Genomic DNA, 15,330 nt, shown 5'->3' with positions numbered 1-15,330 from the left:
TGCCTCCATCATCCGCGGGGGATCCCGGACGGATACTCCGTCAGCGGATGAAGGCGATGATTGTCGGCTTTCGCCATCGGCCGAGAGGCGTCAGGTCATCGACGAGTACGCCGACAATTTGAGGAAGATCATCCGCAGACTTCTTGGAAGGCTGAATTGATCCCGCTCGGGCGCTTCGCGCCGAGGCACCAAATTCGAATTGACCGTCCGCTGCTTCTCTCGACCCTGTTCGCTGCGCCTCTTCCTGACAAGATCCGGTGGCGGGAACGCGAAAGCTTGATTCAGCGCAAGGGCCTGGAACAGGAGCCTGATAATAAAGGGCGAAGCTGACAGGGAATGCTCGGATGACGCTAAAACATTGGTGCGTGGTTTTCGCGATTTCGGCGGGTGCGGTCACATCCGCGATTGCTCAGTCCGACTTTCCGCCGTCCGCGAGCGCGAAACAGGAGGTCCCTCGCCTCGTCGAGGTCATGAGCATGGCGCAGCTTGAGCATCTCAAGCTGTGGTATGCAGGCAAGGCGAAGAATTGGGACCTGGCCGCGTATGAGCTCAGGCAGCTGACGAATAGCCTGGCCGAAGCAGCCGTCTTCTATCCGGCGGTGCCCATCAGCAACGTGACCACGATGAGGGAGCCGCTGGTCTCGGTCGCCGACGCGATCGCGGCGGGAGATGATCGCAAGTTCGTCGCTTCCATGCGCGCGCTGACCGACGGCTGCAACGCCTGCCACACCGCGATGGGCCGCGGCTTCGTGACCATCGCCGTTCCGACCGGCGGGCAACCGCCTGCCAACCAGATATTCTCGCCATCGGCGAACAGCCGGAAGAAATGATGCGCCGAAGCAGCGCCTGAAGCGCGATGAGATCCGGATGAATCGTCATCACGCTTCAGGTCATCATTGAGCATGGTCTATTCGGAAAACCGCTGCACACTTTTCCGGATCATGCTCCGGCTCAGAACATCAGCACGAGAGGGTGACATGCCGGCAGCCAGCTTTGCGCTCAGTCGCGCCCCCAGCAGGAACATCGAGCGCTATCACCGCTTGCTGAAGACGCGTCTCACCGATGTCGAGCGCAACTACATCGAATGGCGCCTGTCGCACGAGCAGGCCGCCCTCGCCGCCGTCGAGCGGCCGCATCACGATGGTTCTCACGCAGACGCAGGTCGTGCTGTGTCCGTCTATTAGGAATGCGAGGCGCGGTCGGTCCAGGGCGTCGGGTGCGCGCGGCTCTCGGCTTTCGTGGCCGCGGCTCGCCTCTCCCCGACGGACCACAGCCCGTGTCACCCCGAAACCGGATTGAGCTGCGTCAACCCAGGGATCGAGCAGCCTCTTACCCTCGCCTAGCCCAGATGTCAGTGACCGGCGAGCCCTTCCAATGATCGCGCAATCCATTCCGGCGGAAGCTTTTACTGCCGAGTTCTGGCAAACACCAAAGGACGAGCTCTGCCGCGCGCTCGGCTCAGGTCCGGAAGGCCTGACACAAACCGAAGCGAAACGAAGGCAAGCAATCTTCGGAGCAAACCGCGCTGACGCCTCCCAAAGCCGGTCAGCCCTGCGCAAGCTGGGCCAACGCCTCTGGAATCCCTTGGTTGCGATGCTGCTGGCAGCTGCGCTCGTATCCGGGCTGAGCGGCGACGTCGGCAGTTTTGCCATCATCGCGGCCGTGCTGTCCCTGTCCATCACGCTCGATATCGTTCAGGAGCATCGCGCCGAGCGGACGGCCGAAGCGTTGCGGGAATCCGTCGCCATTCAGGCCGACGTCATCAGGGACGGCAGGGACATGACCGTTTCGGTGACGGCTCTCGTCCCCGGGGACGTCGTGAAGCTCCGCATCGGCGATCTGATACCGGCCGATGGCATCGTCCTCGATGCCCAGGAATTGCATGTCAATGAAGCCCTGATGACGGGCGAGCCGTTTCCGGCCTTCAAGACGGACGCTCCTTGCGCGGCGGCATTGCCGGCGGACGCCACGAACGCCCTGTTCGCAGGCACCAGCACCGTGGGCGGAAGCGGCAGGATGCTGGTCGTGAAGACCGGTGGCCGGACGCGCTTCGGCGCGATCGCCTCGGCAATGGCCGCCGACGCACCGCCGACGGCTCTCGAGGAAGGCGTCCGAAGGCTCGGAGTGCTGATCCTTCGACTGACGCTCTTTCTCACCCTCTTTGTGCTGATGACTCATCTCGTCGCGCATCGTCCCGCAATGGAGTCCTTCCTCTTCGCCGTCGCACTCGCCGTCGGCCTGACGCCAGAATTGCTGCCCATGGTGATGACGGTCACCCTCGCCCGCGGCGCGCTGCGCATGGCGAGGCGAAAAGTCATCGTCAAGCGATTGTCCGCCATTCACGACCTGGGCGCGATGGACACGCTTTGCGTCGACAAGACCGGCACGTTGACGGAAGCCAGGATCACGCTGGAGTCGCATATCGATCCGCAGGATCGGTCCAGTGATCGCGTCCTGAGCTTCGCGCGCCTGAACAGCACGTTCCAGGCCGGGGTCAGAAGTCCTCTCGACGACGCGATCCTGTCAGCGGGCCGCGATGGCGCGGACGGCTGGGTCCGGCTTTCGGAAGTCCCGTTCGACTTCGAGCGGAGGTGCTTGTCCGTTCTCGCCGCACGGCACGACGAGCACATGCTAATCGCAAAGGGAGCTCCGGAATCCATCCTGGCCCGCTGCGCTGCCGTGGAGATCGATGGCCTGGCCCATCCGCTCGACGCCGCGTGGCAACAGAAAATGGCAGACATCCAGGCTCGATATGCCCGCGACGGCTTCCGGCTTCTTGCCGTCGCGATCAGGTCCATTCCGGTTGGGCAACGGACGATTGCCGTCGGTGACGAGACCTGTCTGACCATGCTCGGCTTCTGCGTCTTCGCCGATCCGCCGAAGCAGGATGCGGCCTCGGCGATTGAAGCGCTCACCTCGCTCGGCGTGACGATAAAGATCCTCTCGGGTGACCATGACGCCGTGGTCTCCCATGTCGCGCGAGCGGTCGGTCTTCCCTCGGGACGAGTCATGACCGGAGCCGAGATCTCCGAGCTCACCGATGCCGCGCTCGTCGCCCGGGTCGATGACGTCGATCTGTTTGCCCGGATCGACCCCGATCAGAAGCGGCGGATCATTGTCGCACTCCGGCGCCGCAATCACGTCGTCGGTTTCATGGGAGACGGCGTCAATGATGCGCCGGCGATCCACGCAGCACATGTCGGCATATCCGTCACGGGCGCGACCGAGGTCGCCCGCGCTGCCGCCGACATGATCCTGGTGACTCCCGACCTGTCAGTGCTTGCGGCCGGCGTGCGCGAGGGCCGCAGAACCTTTGCCAACATCCTGAAATATGTCCGAATGGGAACGAGCTCGAATTTCGGCAACATGCTTTCGATGGCCCTGGCGTCGATCGTTCTTCCATTCCTGCCGTTGCTGCCGCTGCAGATCCTGCTGAACAATCTGATCTACGATCTCTCCGAAATCGGAATCCCGTTCGACGAGGTCGACCGCGAAGACGTGGCCCAGCCCGAAACGTGGAACATGGCCGGCATCATGCGTTTCTCCATCATCATGGGAATGGCGTCTTCCCTGTTCGATGCGATCACCTTCGTCGTTCTCCTCGAGGTGTTCGAGGCGGATGCAGCACTGTTTCAAACCGGATGGTTCGTGGAATCGATCTGCACCCAGATCCTGGTCATCTTCGTCATCCGGTCTCGCCGCATGCCATGGCGCGCGAACCGCCCCCACAACATCCTGATCGCGACGTCTATCGGCGCCCTTCTCGCCGGGCTGGCGCTTGCGCTTGGTCCGTGGCGCGGGCTGTTCGGCTTTACCGCGCTTTCCGGAGGAATACTGGCGGCGATCATTGCCATCGCAGCCGCCTATCTGATCTCGGCGAACGCCGCCAAGCGCCTCGCAATCCCGGAGCCTTGACACTCGAGACGATCGAACGGGTTCGACGCCGTGCGTGAAGGCGACAGCGCGCCGTCTGGCCCGCATCCAGCTGGAAGCAAGGCAACCCTACTTTGGCGGCTGAAGACCGCGAGAGTTGATCCATTCGTCGAGGTGAGCCGTGACGTCGGCCTGACGAACCTTCGCGCGCAGGTCGTCCCGCTCGCGGCCGGGCTTCAGCCTGGCGGCCTGCTTACGGAGCTGTTCGGCCCACGCCGAAAGGCGGTCCTGAAACGATACGGTTTGCTTGATCTGATGCGGCTTCACGGTGCTTCGCCCCTCCCAGGCACCTTCCGTTCAGCACCTGTTGGGCGAGGGACACGAGCACTCCGACCCGGCGCTTTGACTTAAGCTAGAAGCCGAACGGCCTGCGGCTTTGCGCCAAATCAATGAGGCGGCCGAATTCCGCGATCTGGAGCAGCTATCGGCTCAGGCAGAGAGAGCCGCACCACATCGCATTACCGGTGCTCAGGTCGCGTCTCCATAAATTCGTTCGCGGTGAACTTCCCGGCCGCTCTCGTCGATGACGACGATCTGGAGCGCGGGATGGCCTTTCGGTTTCTCTCTGCGCACCTTGTCGGCGAGGTTCTTGCTGTGTGCGATGGCGGCACCATCACTTACAAGCTCCAGTCCTGACTTGTCCCGGACGGGCACGCCGTCCTTGATATCGAAGTAGTAGGTTGGCATCGGCTCATTCCCGCAGCCCACACAGCTTGGCTGAAATCATCATCCAGAAAAAAAGCCGCCGAGATGCGGTGGGATGGACTCAGCGGCGACTTGAAGACGTAACCGTGGGGTCGTGTTACGCAAGCCAAGCATTAATGAGCCCGCGCATCCCGGGCTTGATCCGGATCAAGCCCGATTGGCCGCGACATCTGTTTCGCGACCTCGATTGCCATCCAGAAGATCATGTACATCCTGGATGGGCTGCGCCTTCGCCTTCAACTACTATAATACCGCAACGACCCACCTGCCCAAAGAGGTTTATCTTCCCCGCCTGCCCCTGCGGTGGTACTATCGGGTGGGAGCGTGCCATGCACCACTACATCGCTCGGGCGAATGTTGACCATTACATCGCGCTGTTGACCGGCGCCGATCTCATGCCTGACCGCCGGAGCGCGATCACCAAGATGCTGATCACCGAGGTGGACGAGCTCGAACATGATCTGGAGCAACTCGAGTTCTTCGAAAATCGAGCCGCAGCCGGACGCAAACGCGTAGAACACGTCGCACATCAGCGCGACGGTTTGGCTTTCGGGACGCTCGAACGGCGGCACGGAGAAGAGCTGCTGGTGAACGTCGAGAATCTTCAAACTCTCCTGGAAGATACGTGTCATCGCCTGCGCCGGAAGATCCACTCGCGCGGCGTTTGATCGCATCGGTAGGCTTGACGCGCGCTCCTGCAAAGCGAGCCGCAGCCGTTGATGCGGGCCGCGATCACGCGGCGACCGGCTTGCTCTCCTCGCTGCGCTGGCCGAGCAGCGGCGCGAACTGCTCGGACGTCACCGTTTCGTTCGCGATCAACAGCTCTACACCGGCATCCAGGTCACCACGCCGGCGCTGCAGGATGTCCCGGGCACGGCGGTCCCCCTCCTCGATCAGGTTGCGGACGGCGAGATCGATCTCGCGGCCCGTTGCCTCGGCAGCCCCGACGATCTTGTCCTGGGCCGCCCCGAGAAACGCCTGCGGCTTGGGCGCGTAGGTGCGTTGCCCCACCGTCTCGTCCATGCCGTACTTGGTCACCATTTCGATCGCGACTTCGGTCGCACGCTGAAGATCGTCGGCGGCGCCGGTGGAGATCGCACCGTCGAAGATCAGGCGCTCCGATGCGCGCCCCCCCCATCAGCACCGCGATGCGGTTCTTGAGCTCCTCGATCGTCAGCAGGAATCTGTCCTCGGTCGGACGCTGGATGGTGTATCCCAGTGCGCCGATCCCGCGCGGAATGATCGAGACCTTCTGCACCGGGTCGACGCCGGGCAGGCTGGCCGCGACGAGGGCATGGCCCATCTCGTGATAGGCAACCCTGCGCCGTTCGTCCTTGCTGAGCACCCTGCTCTTCTTCTCGATGCCGGCGACGATCCGCTCGATCGCCGTGACGAAATCGTCGAACGTGACCTCCTCACCGCTCCGTCTGGTCGCGGCGATCGCGGCTTCGTTGATGAGGTTTGCGAGGTCGGCGCCGGTAAAGCCGGTCGTGAGTCCCGCCACCTTGTCGAGGTCGACGTCGTTGCCCATGCGGATCTTGCGGACATGGACCTTGAGAATGGCAACGCGCCCGTTCTTGTCCGGCCGGTCAACCAGAACCTGGCGGTCGAACCGGCCCGCGCGCAGCAGCGCGGGATCCAGGATCTCGGGGCGATTGGTGGCCGCCAGCAGGATGACGCCGGCGCTCGGGTCAAAGCCGTCAAGCTCGGACAGGAGCTGGTTCAGGGTCTGCTCCTTCTCGTCGTAGCCTCCGAACGACAGCGGCCCGCGGCTGCGTCCCAGCGCGTCGAGCTCGTCGACGAAGATGATGCAAGGTGCCGCCTTTCGGGCCTGCTCGAACAGATCCCGGACGCGCGCTGCGCCGACACCAACGAACATCTCCACGAATTCCGAGCCCGAGATCGAGAAGAACGGAACGCCGGCCTCTCCCGCCACGGCGCGGGCCAGCAGCGTCTTTCCCGTTCCCGGCGGTCCGACCAGCAATATTCCCTTGGGCACATGCGCCCCCAGGCGGCCATAGCTCTTGGGGTCCTTGAGAAAAGAAACGACTTCCTGAAGCTCGAACTTCGCCTCGTCCACTCCGGCTACGTCCGCGAAGGTGACCTTGATGTCCTTTTCGACATAGACCTTTGCGCGCGACTTGCCGATCGCCATCAGCCCGCCCAAGCCCTGACCGCCGCCCATGCGACGGCCGATCCAGAACCAGATCACGAAGAAGGCGATGACCGGAAAGATCCAGGACAGCAAGCTCTGCAGCCCGCCGGCACTGGGGACACCGGTCACACTCACGCCTTTTGCCGCGAGCTTTTCGGCCAAAGCCATATCGACGCGCGCGGTGATGAATGCGGACTTGCCGCTCGGAAGCGGTTCTTTCAATTTCCCCTGAATCATGTCCGAGCCGACGGACACCTCGGCAAGCTTGTCCTGCGCCAGCAGCTGCTCGAATTGACTGTAGGGAATGGTTTCGACTGAATTGTACGTCGTGAGACCGAACTGCAGCACGACGAGCAGCAGGCCACCTGCCAAGATGGCGGCCATGACCAGGGCCTGCTTCCGTGAAACTTGATCGGACTCCACTCTGCTTCTCCCATCGCCGTCGGCTGCGCTGTGAATGGTAATGGGGGAGCGGCGGCCTCTGCTTGATTCAGGTCAACGCGGTGGCCCCGTTGCCGGGCCGGCGAACTCGACGGGACTGAAAGAACATGTCGACGCTTGCGCCGGAGTCCCAGCGTTCACTGCTGCGCAATCCGGCCGTCGACCACCTCGATGATGCGGTCGCAGCGACGCGCGAGGTCCAGATTATGTGTGACGAGCAGGAAGCTCGTGCCGCTCTCCCGATTGACCCGTCGCATCAGTTCGAAGACGGCATCGGCCGACTTCGAATCGAGATTGCCGGTCGGCTCGTCCGCCAGCACGAGATCCGGATTCATCGCGAGCGCCCTGGCCACGGCCACCCGCTGCTGCTGGCCGCCCGACATGTTGTTGGCGAGATTGTTTCCGAATCTCTCGAGACCGACCTCGGCGAGGAGATGATCGGCCCGGGCCGCGATCTCCGCGCTCGGAAATCCGCGATCCGCGAGCATCGGCATCATGATGTTTTCGCGCGCGGTGAAGGCAGAGATCAGCAAATGATGCTGAAACACGAAGCCGATGGTGTGGCCTCTGAGATGCGTGAGTTCGTTGTCGTCCAGCAGCCCGGTGTCGCGCCCCTTGATGAGGAGCCGGCCGGACGTCGGCCGATCGAGCAGACCGACGATGTTGAGCAGCGTGCTCTTGCCGGAGCCTGACGGACCCATCAAGGCCAGGAACTCCCCATGGCCGAGTTCGAGATCGATGTCGTGCAATACCTCGACCTCCGATGGCAGGCCCACATTGTAGGTCTTGCAGACGCGCTCGAGCCTCAGGATCTCGTCAGCCACGGATCGCTACCACCGGATCGAGTTTCGCGGCGCGCACCGCCGGCGCTGTCGCAGCCAACAGGCCGGTGACCGTGGCCAGCACCGCCGTGTAGATGAAGAGATTTCGCTCCAGGATCAACGGAAAGAACTCGCTTCCATCCGCCTGACGGGCGACAGCGTGCCAATAGATCAGCGCAAGGGCGCCCATCGTCGCGCCGAACAGCGAGCCGACAAAGCCGAGCAGACCACCCTGGAGCAGGAACACCCGCAGGATCTGGCCGCGCGAGGTGCCCATTGCCCTGAGGATGCCGATCTCCCTGGAGCGCTGGATCACCGACACGATGAGCACCGCGGCAATGCCAAAGGCCACAGACAGGCCCACGAACACACGGATCAAGGTGTTCGTGTAGATCTGCGCCCGGACGGCGGTGTAGAACTGCGCGTTGGTGGCGATCCAGCTATCGGCCTCGACGGCCGTCGCGGCCTGGATCCGCTTGGCGATGGTTTCGGCCGCGTAGATGTCCTTGATCGTCATGTCGATGGTGGTGACGCCGCCGATCATGCCGAGCAGAGACTGTCCCGTCCGCAGTGCGATGAAGGCCACCCGCTGATTGGCGCCCTTGTTGCCGAAATCGACCAGGCCGGAGATCGTCAGCACCCGGTTGGCGGAGCTTGCCGCCTGGAGGTTCAGCTTGTCGCCCACGGTGGCGCCGAGATTCTTGGCGAGCTCGGTGCCGATGATGATGTCCTCGCTGGTCAGCCGCGCGCTGCCGGCGACGATGTAGTCCGGCACCCTGACGATGTCGAAATAGGTGTCCGGCTCGATTCCGGTCAGCGTCACCGCCCGGTTGGCGTCGCCGCGGATCGCCAGCGCGGATCCGGTGATGGTGGGCGAGACCGCGGTGACTTCGGGCATCGCCAGCATCTGGACTCGGATCTTCGGCCACTGGTCGATCGAGATCACCCGCTGGCTCGGCCGCTGCACCACCGCGTCCTCGATCTCGCCGGCGGCGTTGCGCAAAGGGCGCGCGACCTGATCCGGCGTGAGGAGCTGGATCTGAGGCTGCGAGGTCAGCACGCGCTTGATGAAATTCGCCTCCATCCCCGCGAGCATCGCCGACATGAAGACAATGACGCCAACGCCGATCGAAATGCCGCCGATGATGAAGGCGGTCTGCAATCTCCCCTCACGCAGGAAGCGCACGGCAGCGATCCACTCAAATGGAAGCCAGCGATTCATGGCCGGACGGGCCGCAAGCGCTGCCCGGTCACGACGCCGGAGCTTTGCGGAATCGCGACATCACCGGCTTCGAGCCCCTCGACGATCTCGATGTTGCTGTTGCCGCGCAGGCCGAGCTTCACCGGACGCTTGACCGCACGACCGCCCTCCACGGTCAGGACCCAGGGCTGTCCGGAGAGAACGTCATGGACCGAGCGGACGGGAAGCACCTTCGCATTGTCCTTCGCGGCAACCTGGATGTCGACCGAGACGGTCATGTCCTGGCGCAGGTCGTCGGATGGCTCCACCACCGTCAGCTTCACCTGGACGGTCGCGCGGGAAATGTCGATGCCCGGATTGATGTAGGAGACCTTTGCGGCGAAACGCCGGTCCGGGTAGGCATCCGCGGAGGCCAGCGCGCTCTGTCCGAGCGCGAGCTTGCCGAGATTGCGCTCGTCGATCTGCAAGACCAGCTGCAGGTCACCCGACGGCGCCAGCACCAGGAGCGCTTTCCCAGCCTGCACCACGGTGCCTCGCTCGACGTTCCGGGTGATGAGAACGCCGTCGCGAGGGGCCACGATCGTCGCATAGCCCAGGCGGGAGTCCGCCGTGTCCAGATTGGCGCGCGCCTGGTTGAGCTGCGTCTGCGCCATGACATAGTCGCTGCCGCCGGGGCTTGCCGTATAGACCTGGAACTCCGCCGCGCGCTTCACGGCGCGCGCGACGTCGAGCGTCTTCTGCGCGTCATCCAAGGCCGCCCTCGTCGCGTAGCCATTGCGTTCGAGCTGCGCCGTGCGGTCATAGGTCTGCTGGGCGTTCAGAAGCGTCGCTTGTGCTTGTGTCAGAGCCTCCTTCGCGGAAGGCAGCGTCAGCTCCTCGAGCTGCCTGATCCGGGCTTCGGCCTGGGCTACCGCCCCCTGCGCCTGGATCACGCTCGCTTTGAGTTCCCGTGCCTCCAGCGAGATCAGCGGCTGCCCCTTGCTGACCTTCTCGCCTTCCTGCACCAGCACGTCCGCAACCGTGCCGGTAATCTGGCTGCCGATCTCGACGCGGTACGGTGTCTCGACATGCCCGCTCGCCACCACCGTCTCGATCAATCGCCCGCGCGCGACCTGGTCGACCACAACGGCAGGTCCGAACAGGATACGGACTCCCTGCCAGGCACCAAGGGCGAGCAGAACGAGGATCGCGAGCACGAACCATTTGTGAGCGAGGACTCCCGACCACGCCGACGCGGCGGAGAGCCGGCTCATATGCTCCTGCTTGGGAACAGATAGTGTTTGCTCGTCCATGACTCTGCGCTGTTGCGAATTCCCCCGAACTGAATACCGCACCGCACCGGTTCCAGATTGCGCCAGGTCAACGCGCTGCCAGCAAATGCGCGACGTCGGAATGGGAATTGACCAGCGCCGGGACCGCATCAGGCATGATCATCCTATGACCTGCCGACACACCCGATCTCGCACGCGATGCTCCCGAGTTTGAGCGAAATCAACCAGTACGCGATGCGCCATGACTATTCTTTCCGGCGACCGGGATGGTCAAGCTCGATGGAGACAATGATCATGGCAACCGAAACCAAGCTTCCTGTCACCAAGACATCCACCGCACCTGCAGCCGCCGGCGAGGCATGGCAACCGTTCCAGGCGCTGAGAAACGAAATCGACCAGATCTTCGACGATTTCGGCAACGGCTTCTGGAAACGGCCGTTCCGCTCGCTCGCACGGCTGGAGCGCGACCTGTCCAAGAACTTCGATGCGCCGGCCGTCGACGTCGCCGAAAGCGACAAGGCCTACGAGATCACGGCTGAGCTTCCCGGCCTCGACGAGAAGAACATCGACGTCAAGCTCGTCAACGGAGGTCTCACCATCAAAGGCGAGAAGAAGGAAGAGACCGAAGAGAAGAAGAAGGACTACTACGTCTCCGAGCGCCGTTACGGCTCGTTCGAGCGCTACTTCGCGCTCCCCGACGGGGTCAACACCGACAAGATCGAGGCGACGTTCAAGAACGGCGTGCTCAAGGTCGTCCTTCCCAAGACCGAAGAAGCCCAGAAGCCGGCCAAGACCATCAGTGTGAAGGCCGCCTGACGGCCGCCGACGCGAGGCTGCGGCCGCCGCAGCCTCGCCTCACCCAGGACATTCGCCAGCGAATTCGAGGACACACCATGCGCGCGCATCATATCATGACGAAGGACGTCGTTGCCGTAACGCCGCACACGACGATCGAGGAGGCGGCCAAGATCATGCTCCGAATGCACATCAGCGGCCTGCCCGTCATCGACGATGTCGGCAATCTCGTCGGCGTGGTCTCGGAAAGCGACTTCCTCCGCCGTAGCGAGATCGGCACCGGCCGCAGGCACGCCGCCTGGCTGAAGTTCTTCATGGGACCAGGACGCGCGGCCGCCGAGTTCGTTCACGAGCGAGGCCGCAAGGTCGAGGACGTGATGACGAAGCAGGTCGTCGCGGTGGAGGAAGACACGGATCTGGCCGAACTGGTCGACCTGATGGAGAAGAACGACATCAAGCGCGTCCCCGTGATGCGGGGCAAGACGCTCGTCGGGATCGTCACGAGGTCGAACCTGCTGCAGGCCGTGGCGAGCCTCTTGCACGAAATTCCCGATCCGACCGCCGATGACGAGCACGTTCGCGAGCGCATCACGCGCGCGGTCAACGCCACGGACTGGCGTCCGATCGGCTTCGAGGTGAATGTCCGCAATGGCGTCGTGCATCTGCACGGCCTCGTCACCACCGACGAGGCGCGTCGGGCCGCAATCGTTGCCGCCGAGAGCACCGCCGGGGTCAAGGAAGTTCACGACCATCTCTGCTTCGTCGACACCTATAGCGGGTTCTATGTGGAATCGCCCGAAGACATGAAGGCCGCCGGCTGAACTCCCTGCAAATCGAGGCTGCCATGCTCGGATGGTTCGTTCGGATTCTCTTCGCCATAGCAGCGCCGATCACGGCGCTGTTCGTGGCACGTGACGCGCTGAACTTCGGCTTGATCCAGACAATCGTGACCATGTTGCTCGTGACTGCCCTGGTCGGGCTGGTCGCAGCCTATACCGGGCGGGACCGACAGGCCCCGCGCTAGCTGCCGACGCGACACGGTGGCCGGGGCCCCTGAAGCCACCGCCGACCGGCTCGCCCGCTCCTGCCGAACCGATGCGCGAAGCCGCCCGATGGCACCGGCAAGGCACAGCAAAGGTAACGCGGTGGGCCGGTACTCCGGGAGTGCAGGTGTTCGCCGTGTGGCTCCGGACATCACCTTAGGTGAAGCTCCCAAATTTCGGCCGGACAGTTTATCCGCTAGTAAGGGTTTGTCAGCACGCACCGGCGAGGCGCCTGCAAATGAACCACTCGATCTACACTGCGGACAGGACAACGCATCTGAAAGTGGCCGTTACCGGATTGCTGGCCGGCATCGCCGTCGTAGCGACCACGCTGACCGTGCACTTGGCCCAGCCCGAATTGAGCTTGCAGAAGGCGAAGACTCTGGCCGTTCACCAGGCACGTCCGATGCACGCACTGACCGAAATAGCCCAACGCTAGTCGAGATCGGGCTGTTGGAGGATATTCAGATGACCAACGAAGCAATCAAGGCGCTGATGATATTCGCGATGTATGGCATCCTCGAACTCGCGCTCTATTTTTCGTCGATGGCCAGATCTGCCAAGCAATCGGTGCGTTCGACACCCGGCCGGACTGGGAATCCCGATTTCACCCGTCCCGTGGCGGAGGACTAGGTCGATCCACGCGGTCGCCCGTCGCGAGACCGCGGCGTCAGGGACGATCGTCACAATGGTTCGTCATCGCGCGTGGATGGCTCTGCCTGCAGCGAGACGAAGTCACCGCCGCCGTAATCGTCCTCCGGATCGGCGCTGGTCGACTGAAGGCACAGGCGGTCATCGACGCCGCGAACGCCTGGAGCGTTCTCGCAGGCCACGATCGCCGCCCGGCGGGCGTTGTCGCCCTTGACGACGCCGTGCAGCGTCACCACGCCATCCCTGACGCTCACGTTCAAGCCGACGGGCTGCCAGGGCATCCCGGCCATGGCCGCAAGGACCGTACGGCGGATCTGATTGTCGTCTTCCGAATAGCCGGGTGCGCCGGTCAGCGGACCGGCAACGGCGGACAGGAAGTCGGACCGTGTGATGATGCCGACGACGCGATCGTTGCGCATCACCGGAACGTGGTTGAGGTCTCGACGCTCCATCAGATCGGCAATCTCCTCGAGGGGAGTATCCTCCTTGGTCGTCGCCGGATCTCGCGTCATCACCTGCTCGACCTTGCGCCCGTGCTCCTTGATGAATTCGCGCGCGATTCGGTCGGTTCCGAGCAGGACGGTCAGCAGCCGGCTACGCTTGTGCTCGGTTTCGAGCTCCGCCCGCCTGAGGAAATCGCTTTCGCAAATGATGCCAACGAGCTTTCCCGCCGCATCCGTGACCGGCAGTCCACTGATGTGGTGAGCGAGCATGACCCTGATGGCATCGGCGATGGAAGCCTCGGGCCGAATAGTCATCACCCGCCGGGACATGATCTGGTGCGCGCGCATGTCTTAACTCCAGAGAACTCACAGGTAGTTGCCGCCCCCAACAGGGTCTTGATCGAGATCAACCGCCCGGCCGCGATCGAGTACCGCAGGCTCGGACCTGACCAGGCGATCCCGAACCCGCAGCTCGCGGAGTACCAGATCGACGAGGTCGCGGCGTATCTCGAAATGTTGAGAGCCGGCCCGCTGCGCCAGAACCCGTCCCGCTCCACTCGCGCGTTGCTTGCCCGGCGGTTGATCTCGGTCAAGCCAGGAAGGGGAAAGAGCAGCATTGTGGACTAAACACGATCTGAACTGCGCCATCGCAAGGCAGGCACATGACGACGACAGACCGAGCCGCTCCTCCACCTCAGACGCGCGTGCCGGCAGCGAATCCGCAACGCTTCGGTCTCGTTCATGTCGATTTTGCCACGCAGAAGCGAACCCCGAAAGCGTCGGCGAACTGGTACTCGGATCTCATCCGGTCGGCGCGAAGATCGCAGATTGCCACAGACCGTGCGGGGGCTCGACGACGTGACGGAAACGCCCGGCGCGAGGGCCGCCTCCACGGTCCCCAGCTAGGCCGATGAGCGGGATTCTCACGATCACGCCCAATCCGGCGGTCGACGTGTCGACAGCGGTGGACAGGATCGTTCCTGTTGCCAAGCTGCGCGGCATCGGGCAGCGTCGCGATCCCGGCGGCGGCGGCATCAACGTTGCGCGCGTGGTCAAGCGCCTCGGCGGCAATGCCACCGCGCTGTATCCGGTGGGCGGCCTCACGGGAGGCCTGCTGCGTCAACTGCTGGACAAGGGGGGCGTCGAAAGCCTGACCTTTCCGATCGCGGGCGAGACCCGGCAAGACTTCTTCGTCCGCGAGATCGGCACGGGCCAGCCCTATCGCTTCATCCTGCCAGGGCCGCCTCTTGCCGAGGACGAATGGCAGAGATGCCTTGCCCTGCTGTCGGCGCTGCAGCCGTTTCCCAGCTTCGTGGTTGCCAGCGGAAGCCTGCCGGCAGGGGTGCCCGACGACTTCTATGCAAGGGTCGCCAGGATCGTCAAACAGCGCGGCGCCAAGATGATTCTTGATACCTCGGGTCAGGCCCTTGTTGCTGCGGTGGCGGAAGGGGTCGAACTGGTCAAGCCGAACCTGCGGGAGATGCGCGAGCTGGTCGGCCACGAGCCGTCTGATTCCGCCGAATGGGAAGCCGCCGCCGGAACGCTGGTGCGCAGCGGCAAAGCGGCGATGGTCGCGCTTACGATGGGACATCTCGGCGCCGCGCTGGTGACGAGCGACCGCGTGTGGCGCGCCAAACCTCTGGCGATCGTGCCCGTCGGCGCCGTTGGTGCAGGTGACAGTTTTCTCGGCGCGCTGGTTTACGGGCTGGCATCTGGAGCCAGCCTCGAACACTGCTTTCGACAAGCGGTCGCCGCCGGCGCCGCCGCCCTGCTCAATCCCGGCACAGAACTCTGCCGGCCCGACGACATCAAGCGTCTCGCCGAGCAGGTCATTCTCTCTACGGCAATTTGACCGAGCCAGTCGGAAGCGC

18 protein-coding genes and 1 pseudogene are annotated in these 15,330 nt (G+C 63.6%); 12 read left to right on the top strand and 7 right to left on the bottom strand.

The genetic code is table 11. From position 1 onward, the window contains the following. The first annotated feature begins 470 nt into the window (after positions 1-470). The 3 genes from FJV43_RS26975 (at position 471) to mgtA (ending at position 3,915) form a co-directional block, all read left to right on the top strand. Complete coding sequence (locus FJV43_RS26975) at positions 471-830, top strand: hypothetical protein (RefSeq protein ID WP_239622064.1); 360 nt, start codon at positions 471-473, stop codon at positions 828-830. Positions 831-977: 147 nt separating this feature from the next. Continuing rightward, positions 978-1,184: a hypothetical protein gene (locus FJV43_RS26970; RefSeq protein WP_239622063.1), complete on the top strand. Its 207-nt coding sequence runs from the start codon at positions 978-980 to the stop codon at positions 1,182-1,184. 190 nt (positions 1,185-1,374) lie between these two features. Further along, positions 1,375-3,915, top strand: coding sequence for a magnesium-translocating P-type ATPase (mgtA, locus tag FJV43_RS26965; protein WP_239622062.1), 2,541 nt, complete (start codon positions 1,375-1,377; stop codon positions 3,913-3,915). 87 nt (positions 3,916-4,002) lie between these two features. On the opposite strand, the gene FJV43_RS26960 is transcribed toward mgtA, so the two are convergent. Together FJV43_RS26960 and FJV43_RS26955 are read right to left on the bottom strand one after the other, a co-directional pair. Beyond that, positions 4,003-4,200, bottom strand: a complete 198-nt coding sequence (locus FJV43_RS26960) for a hypothetical protein (RefSeq protein WP_239622061.1) — start codon at positions 4,198-4,200, stop codon at positions 4,003-4,005. A 201-nt stretch (positions 4,201-4,401) separates the two neighbouring features. Beyond that, positions 4,402-4,620 (bottom strand): hypothetical protein, encoded by a 219-nt coding sequence (locus FJV43_RS26955; RefSeq protein ID WP_239622060.1) that lies wholly within the window; start codon positions 4,618-4,620, stop codon positions 4,402-4,404. 347 nt (positions 4,621-4,967) lie between these two features. On the opposite strand from FJV43_RS26955, the gene FJV43_RS26950 reads away from it, so the two are divergent. After that, positions 4,968-5,306, top strand: a complete 339-nt coding sequence (locus tag FJV43_RS26950; RefSeq protein WP_239622059.1) for a hypothetical protein — start codon at positions 4,968-4,970, stop codon at positions 5,304-5,306. A gap of 64 nt (positions 5,307-5,370) precedes the next feature. Here the strand turns inward: FJV43_RS26950 and ftsH are convergent. From ftsH to FJV43_RS26930, 4 genes and pseudogenes are all read right to left on the bottom strand, one after another. Then, positions 5,371-7,216 (bottom strand): annotated as a pseudogene (gene ftsH / locus FJV43_RS26945) (ATP-dependent zinc metalloprotease FtsH). 155 nt (positions 7,217-7,371) lie between these two features. Further along, on the bottom strand, positions 7,372-8,058 hold the full coding sequence (locus FJV43_RS26940) for an ABC transporter ATP-binding protein (RefSeq protein ID WP_239622058.1): 687 nt from the start codon (positions 8,056-8,058) through the stop codon (positions 7,372-7,374). Beyond that, positions 8,051-9,277 (bottom strand): FtsX-like permease family protein, encoded by a 1,227-nt coding sequence (locus FJV43_RS26935; RefSeq protein WP_239622057.1) that lies wholly within the window; start codon positions 9,275-9,277, stop codon positions 8,051-8,053. Before FJV43_RS26935 ends, FJV43_RS26940 begins: the two co-directional genes overlap by 8 nt. Continuing rightward, positions 9,274-10,509, bottom strand: a complete 1,236-nt coding sequence (locus tag FJV43_RS26930; protein ID WP_239622056.1) for an efflux RND transporter periplasmic adaptor subunit — start codon at positions 10,507-10,509, stop codon at positions 9,274-9,276. Before FJV43_RS26930 ends, FJV43_RS26935 begins: the two co-directional genes overlap by 4 nt. 312 nt (positions 10,510-10,821) lie before the next feature. Here FJV43_RS26930 and FJV43_RS26925 point away from each other — a divergent pair, with 312 nt between their 5' ends. The 5 genes from FJV43_RS26925 to FJV43_RS26905 all read left to right on the top strand — a co-directional run bounded on the left by FJV43_RS26925 (position 10,822) and on the right by FJV43_RS26905 (position 12,998). Then, positions 10,822-11,343 (top strand): Hsp20/alpha crystallin family protein, encoded by a 522-nt coding sequence (locus FJV43_RS26925; protein WP_239622055.1) that lies wholly within the window; start codon positions 10,822-10,824, stop codon positions 11,341-11,343. A gap of 77 nt (positions 11,344-11,420) precedes the next feature. After that, positions 11,421-12,143: a CBS domain-containing protein gene (locus tag FJV43_RS26920; protein ID WP_239622054.1), complete on the top strand. Its 723-nt coding sequence runs from the start codon at positions 11,421-11,423 to the stop codon at positions 12,141-12,143. A gap of 23 nt (positions 12,144-12,166) precedes the next feature. Further along, positions 12,167-12,346 (top strand): hypothetical protein, encoded by a 180-nt coding sequence (locus FJV43_RS26915; protein WP_239622053.1) that lies wholly within the window; start codon positions 12,167-12,169, stop codon positions 12,344-12,346. Positions 12,347-12,603: 257 nt separating this feature from the next. Then, a complete protein-coding gene (locus FJV43_RS26910) occupies positions 12,604-12,804 on the top strand; it encodes a hypothetical protein (RefSeq protein WP_239622052.1) in 201 nt (66 codons plus the stop codon). A gap of 29 nt (positions 12,805-12,833) precedes the next feature. Then, positions 12,834-12,998, top strand: coding sequence for a hypothetical protein (locus tag FJV43_RS26905; RefSeq protein ID WP_239622051.1), 165 nt, complete (start codon positions 12,834-12,836; stop codon positions 12,996-12,998). Positions 12,999-13,048: 50 nt separating this feature from the next. On the opposite strand, the gene FJV43_RS26900 is transcribed toward FJV43_RS26905, so the two are convergent. Then, positions 13,049-13,807, bottom strand: a complete 759-nt coding sequence (locus FJV43_RS26900; protein ID WP_239622050.1) for a CBS domain-containing protein — start codon at positions 13,805-13,807, stop codon at positions 13,049-13,051. A gap of 48 nt (positions 13,808-13,855) precedes the next feature. Between FJV43_RS26900 and FJV43_RS26895 the strand changes: the two genes are divergently transcribed. Genes FJV43_RS26895 through FJV43_RS26885 form a run of 3 tightly spaced genes read left to right on the top strand, consistent with a single transcriptional unit; the run spans position 13,856 to position 15,311 of the window. Continuing rightward, the gene (locus FJV43_RS26895; protein ID WP_239622049.1) at positions 13,856-14,086 is read left to right on the top strand and encodes a hypothetical protein; all 231 of its coding nucleotides are present in this window, start codon (positions 13,856-13,858) and stop codon (positions 14,084-14,086) included. 35 nt (positions 14,087-14,121) lie between these two features. Further along, positions 14,122-14,373, top strand: a complete 252-nt coding sequence (locus FJV43_RS26890) for a family 1 glycosylhydrolase (RefSeq protein WP_345946103.1) — start codon at positions 14,122-14,124, stop codon at positions 14,371-14,373. Continuing rightward, complete coding sequence (locus FJV43_RS26885; protein WP_239622048.1) at positions 14,370-15,311, top strand: 1-phosphofructokinase family hexose kinase; 942 nt, start codon at positions 14,370-14,372, stop codon at positions 15,309-15,311. Before FJV43_RS26890 ends, FJV43_RS26885 begins: the two co-directional genes overlap by 4 nt. Positions 15,312-15,330: the final 19 nt, after the last annotated feature.

The organism is Bradyrhizobium sp. I71 (genome assembly GCF_022354745.1).
Lineage (GTDB): Bacteria > Pseudomonadota > Alphaproteobacteria > Rhizobiales > Xanthobacteraceae > Bradyrhizobium > Bradyrhizobium liaoningense.
Note: the sequence above shows the minus strand (reverse complement) of the source record. Positions and strands in the feature narration are given on the sequence as shown.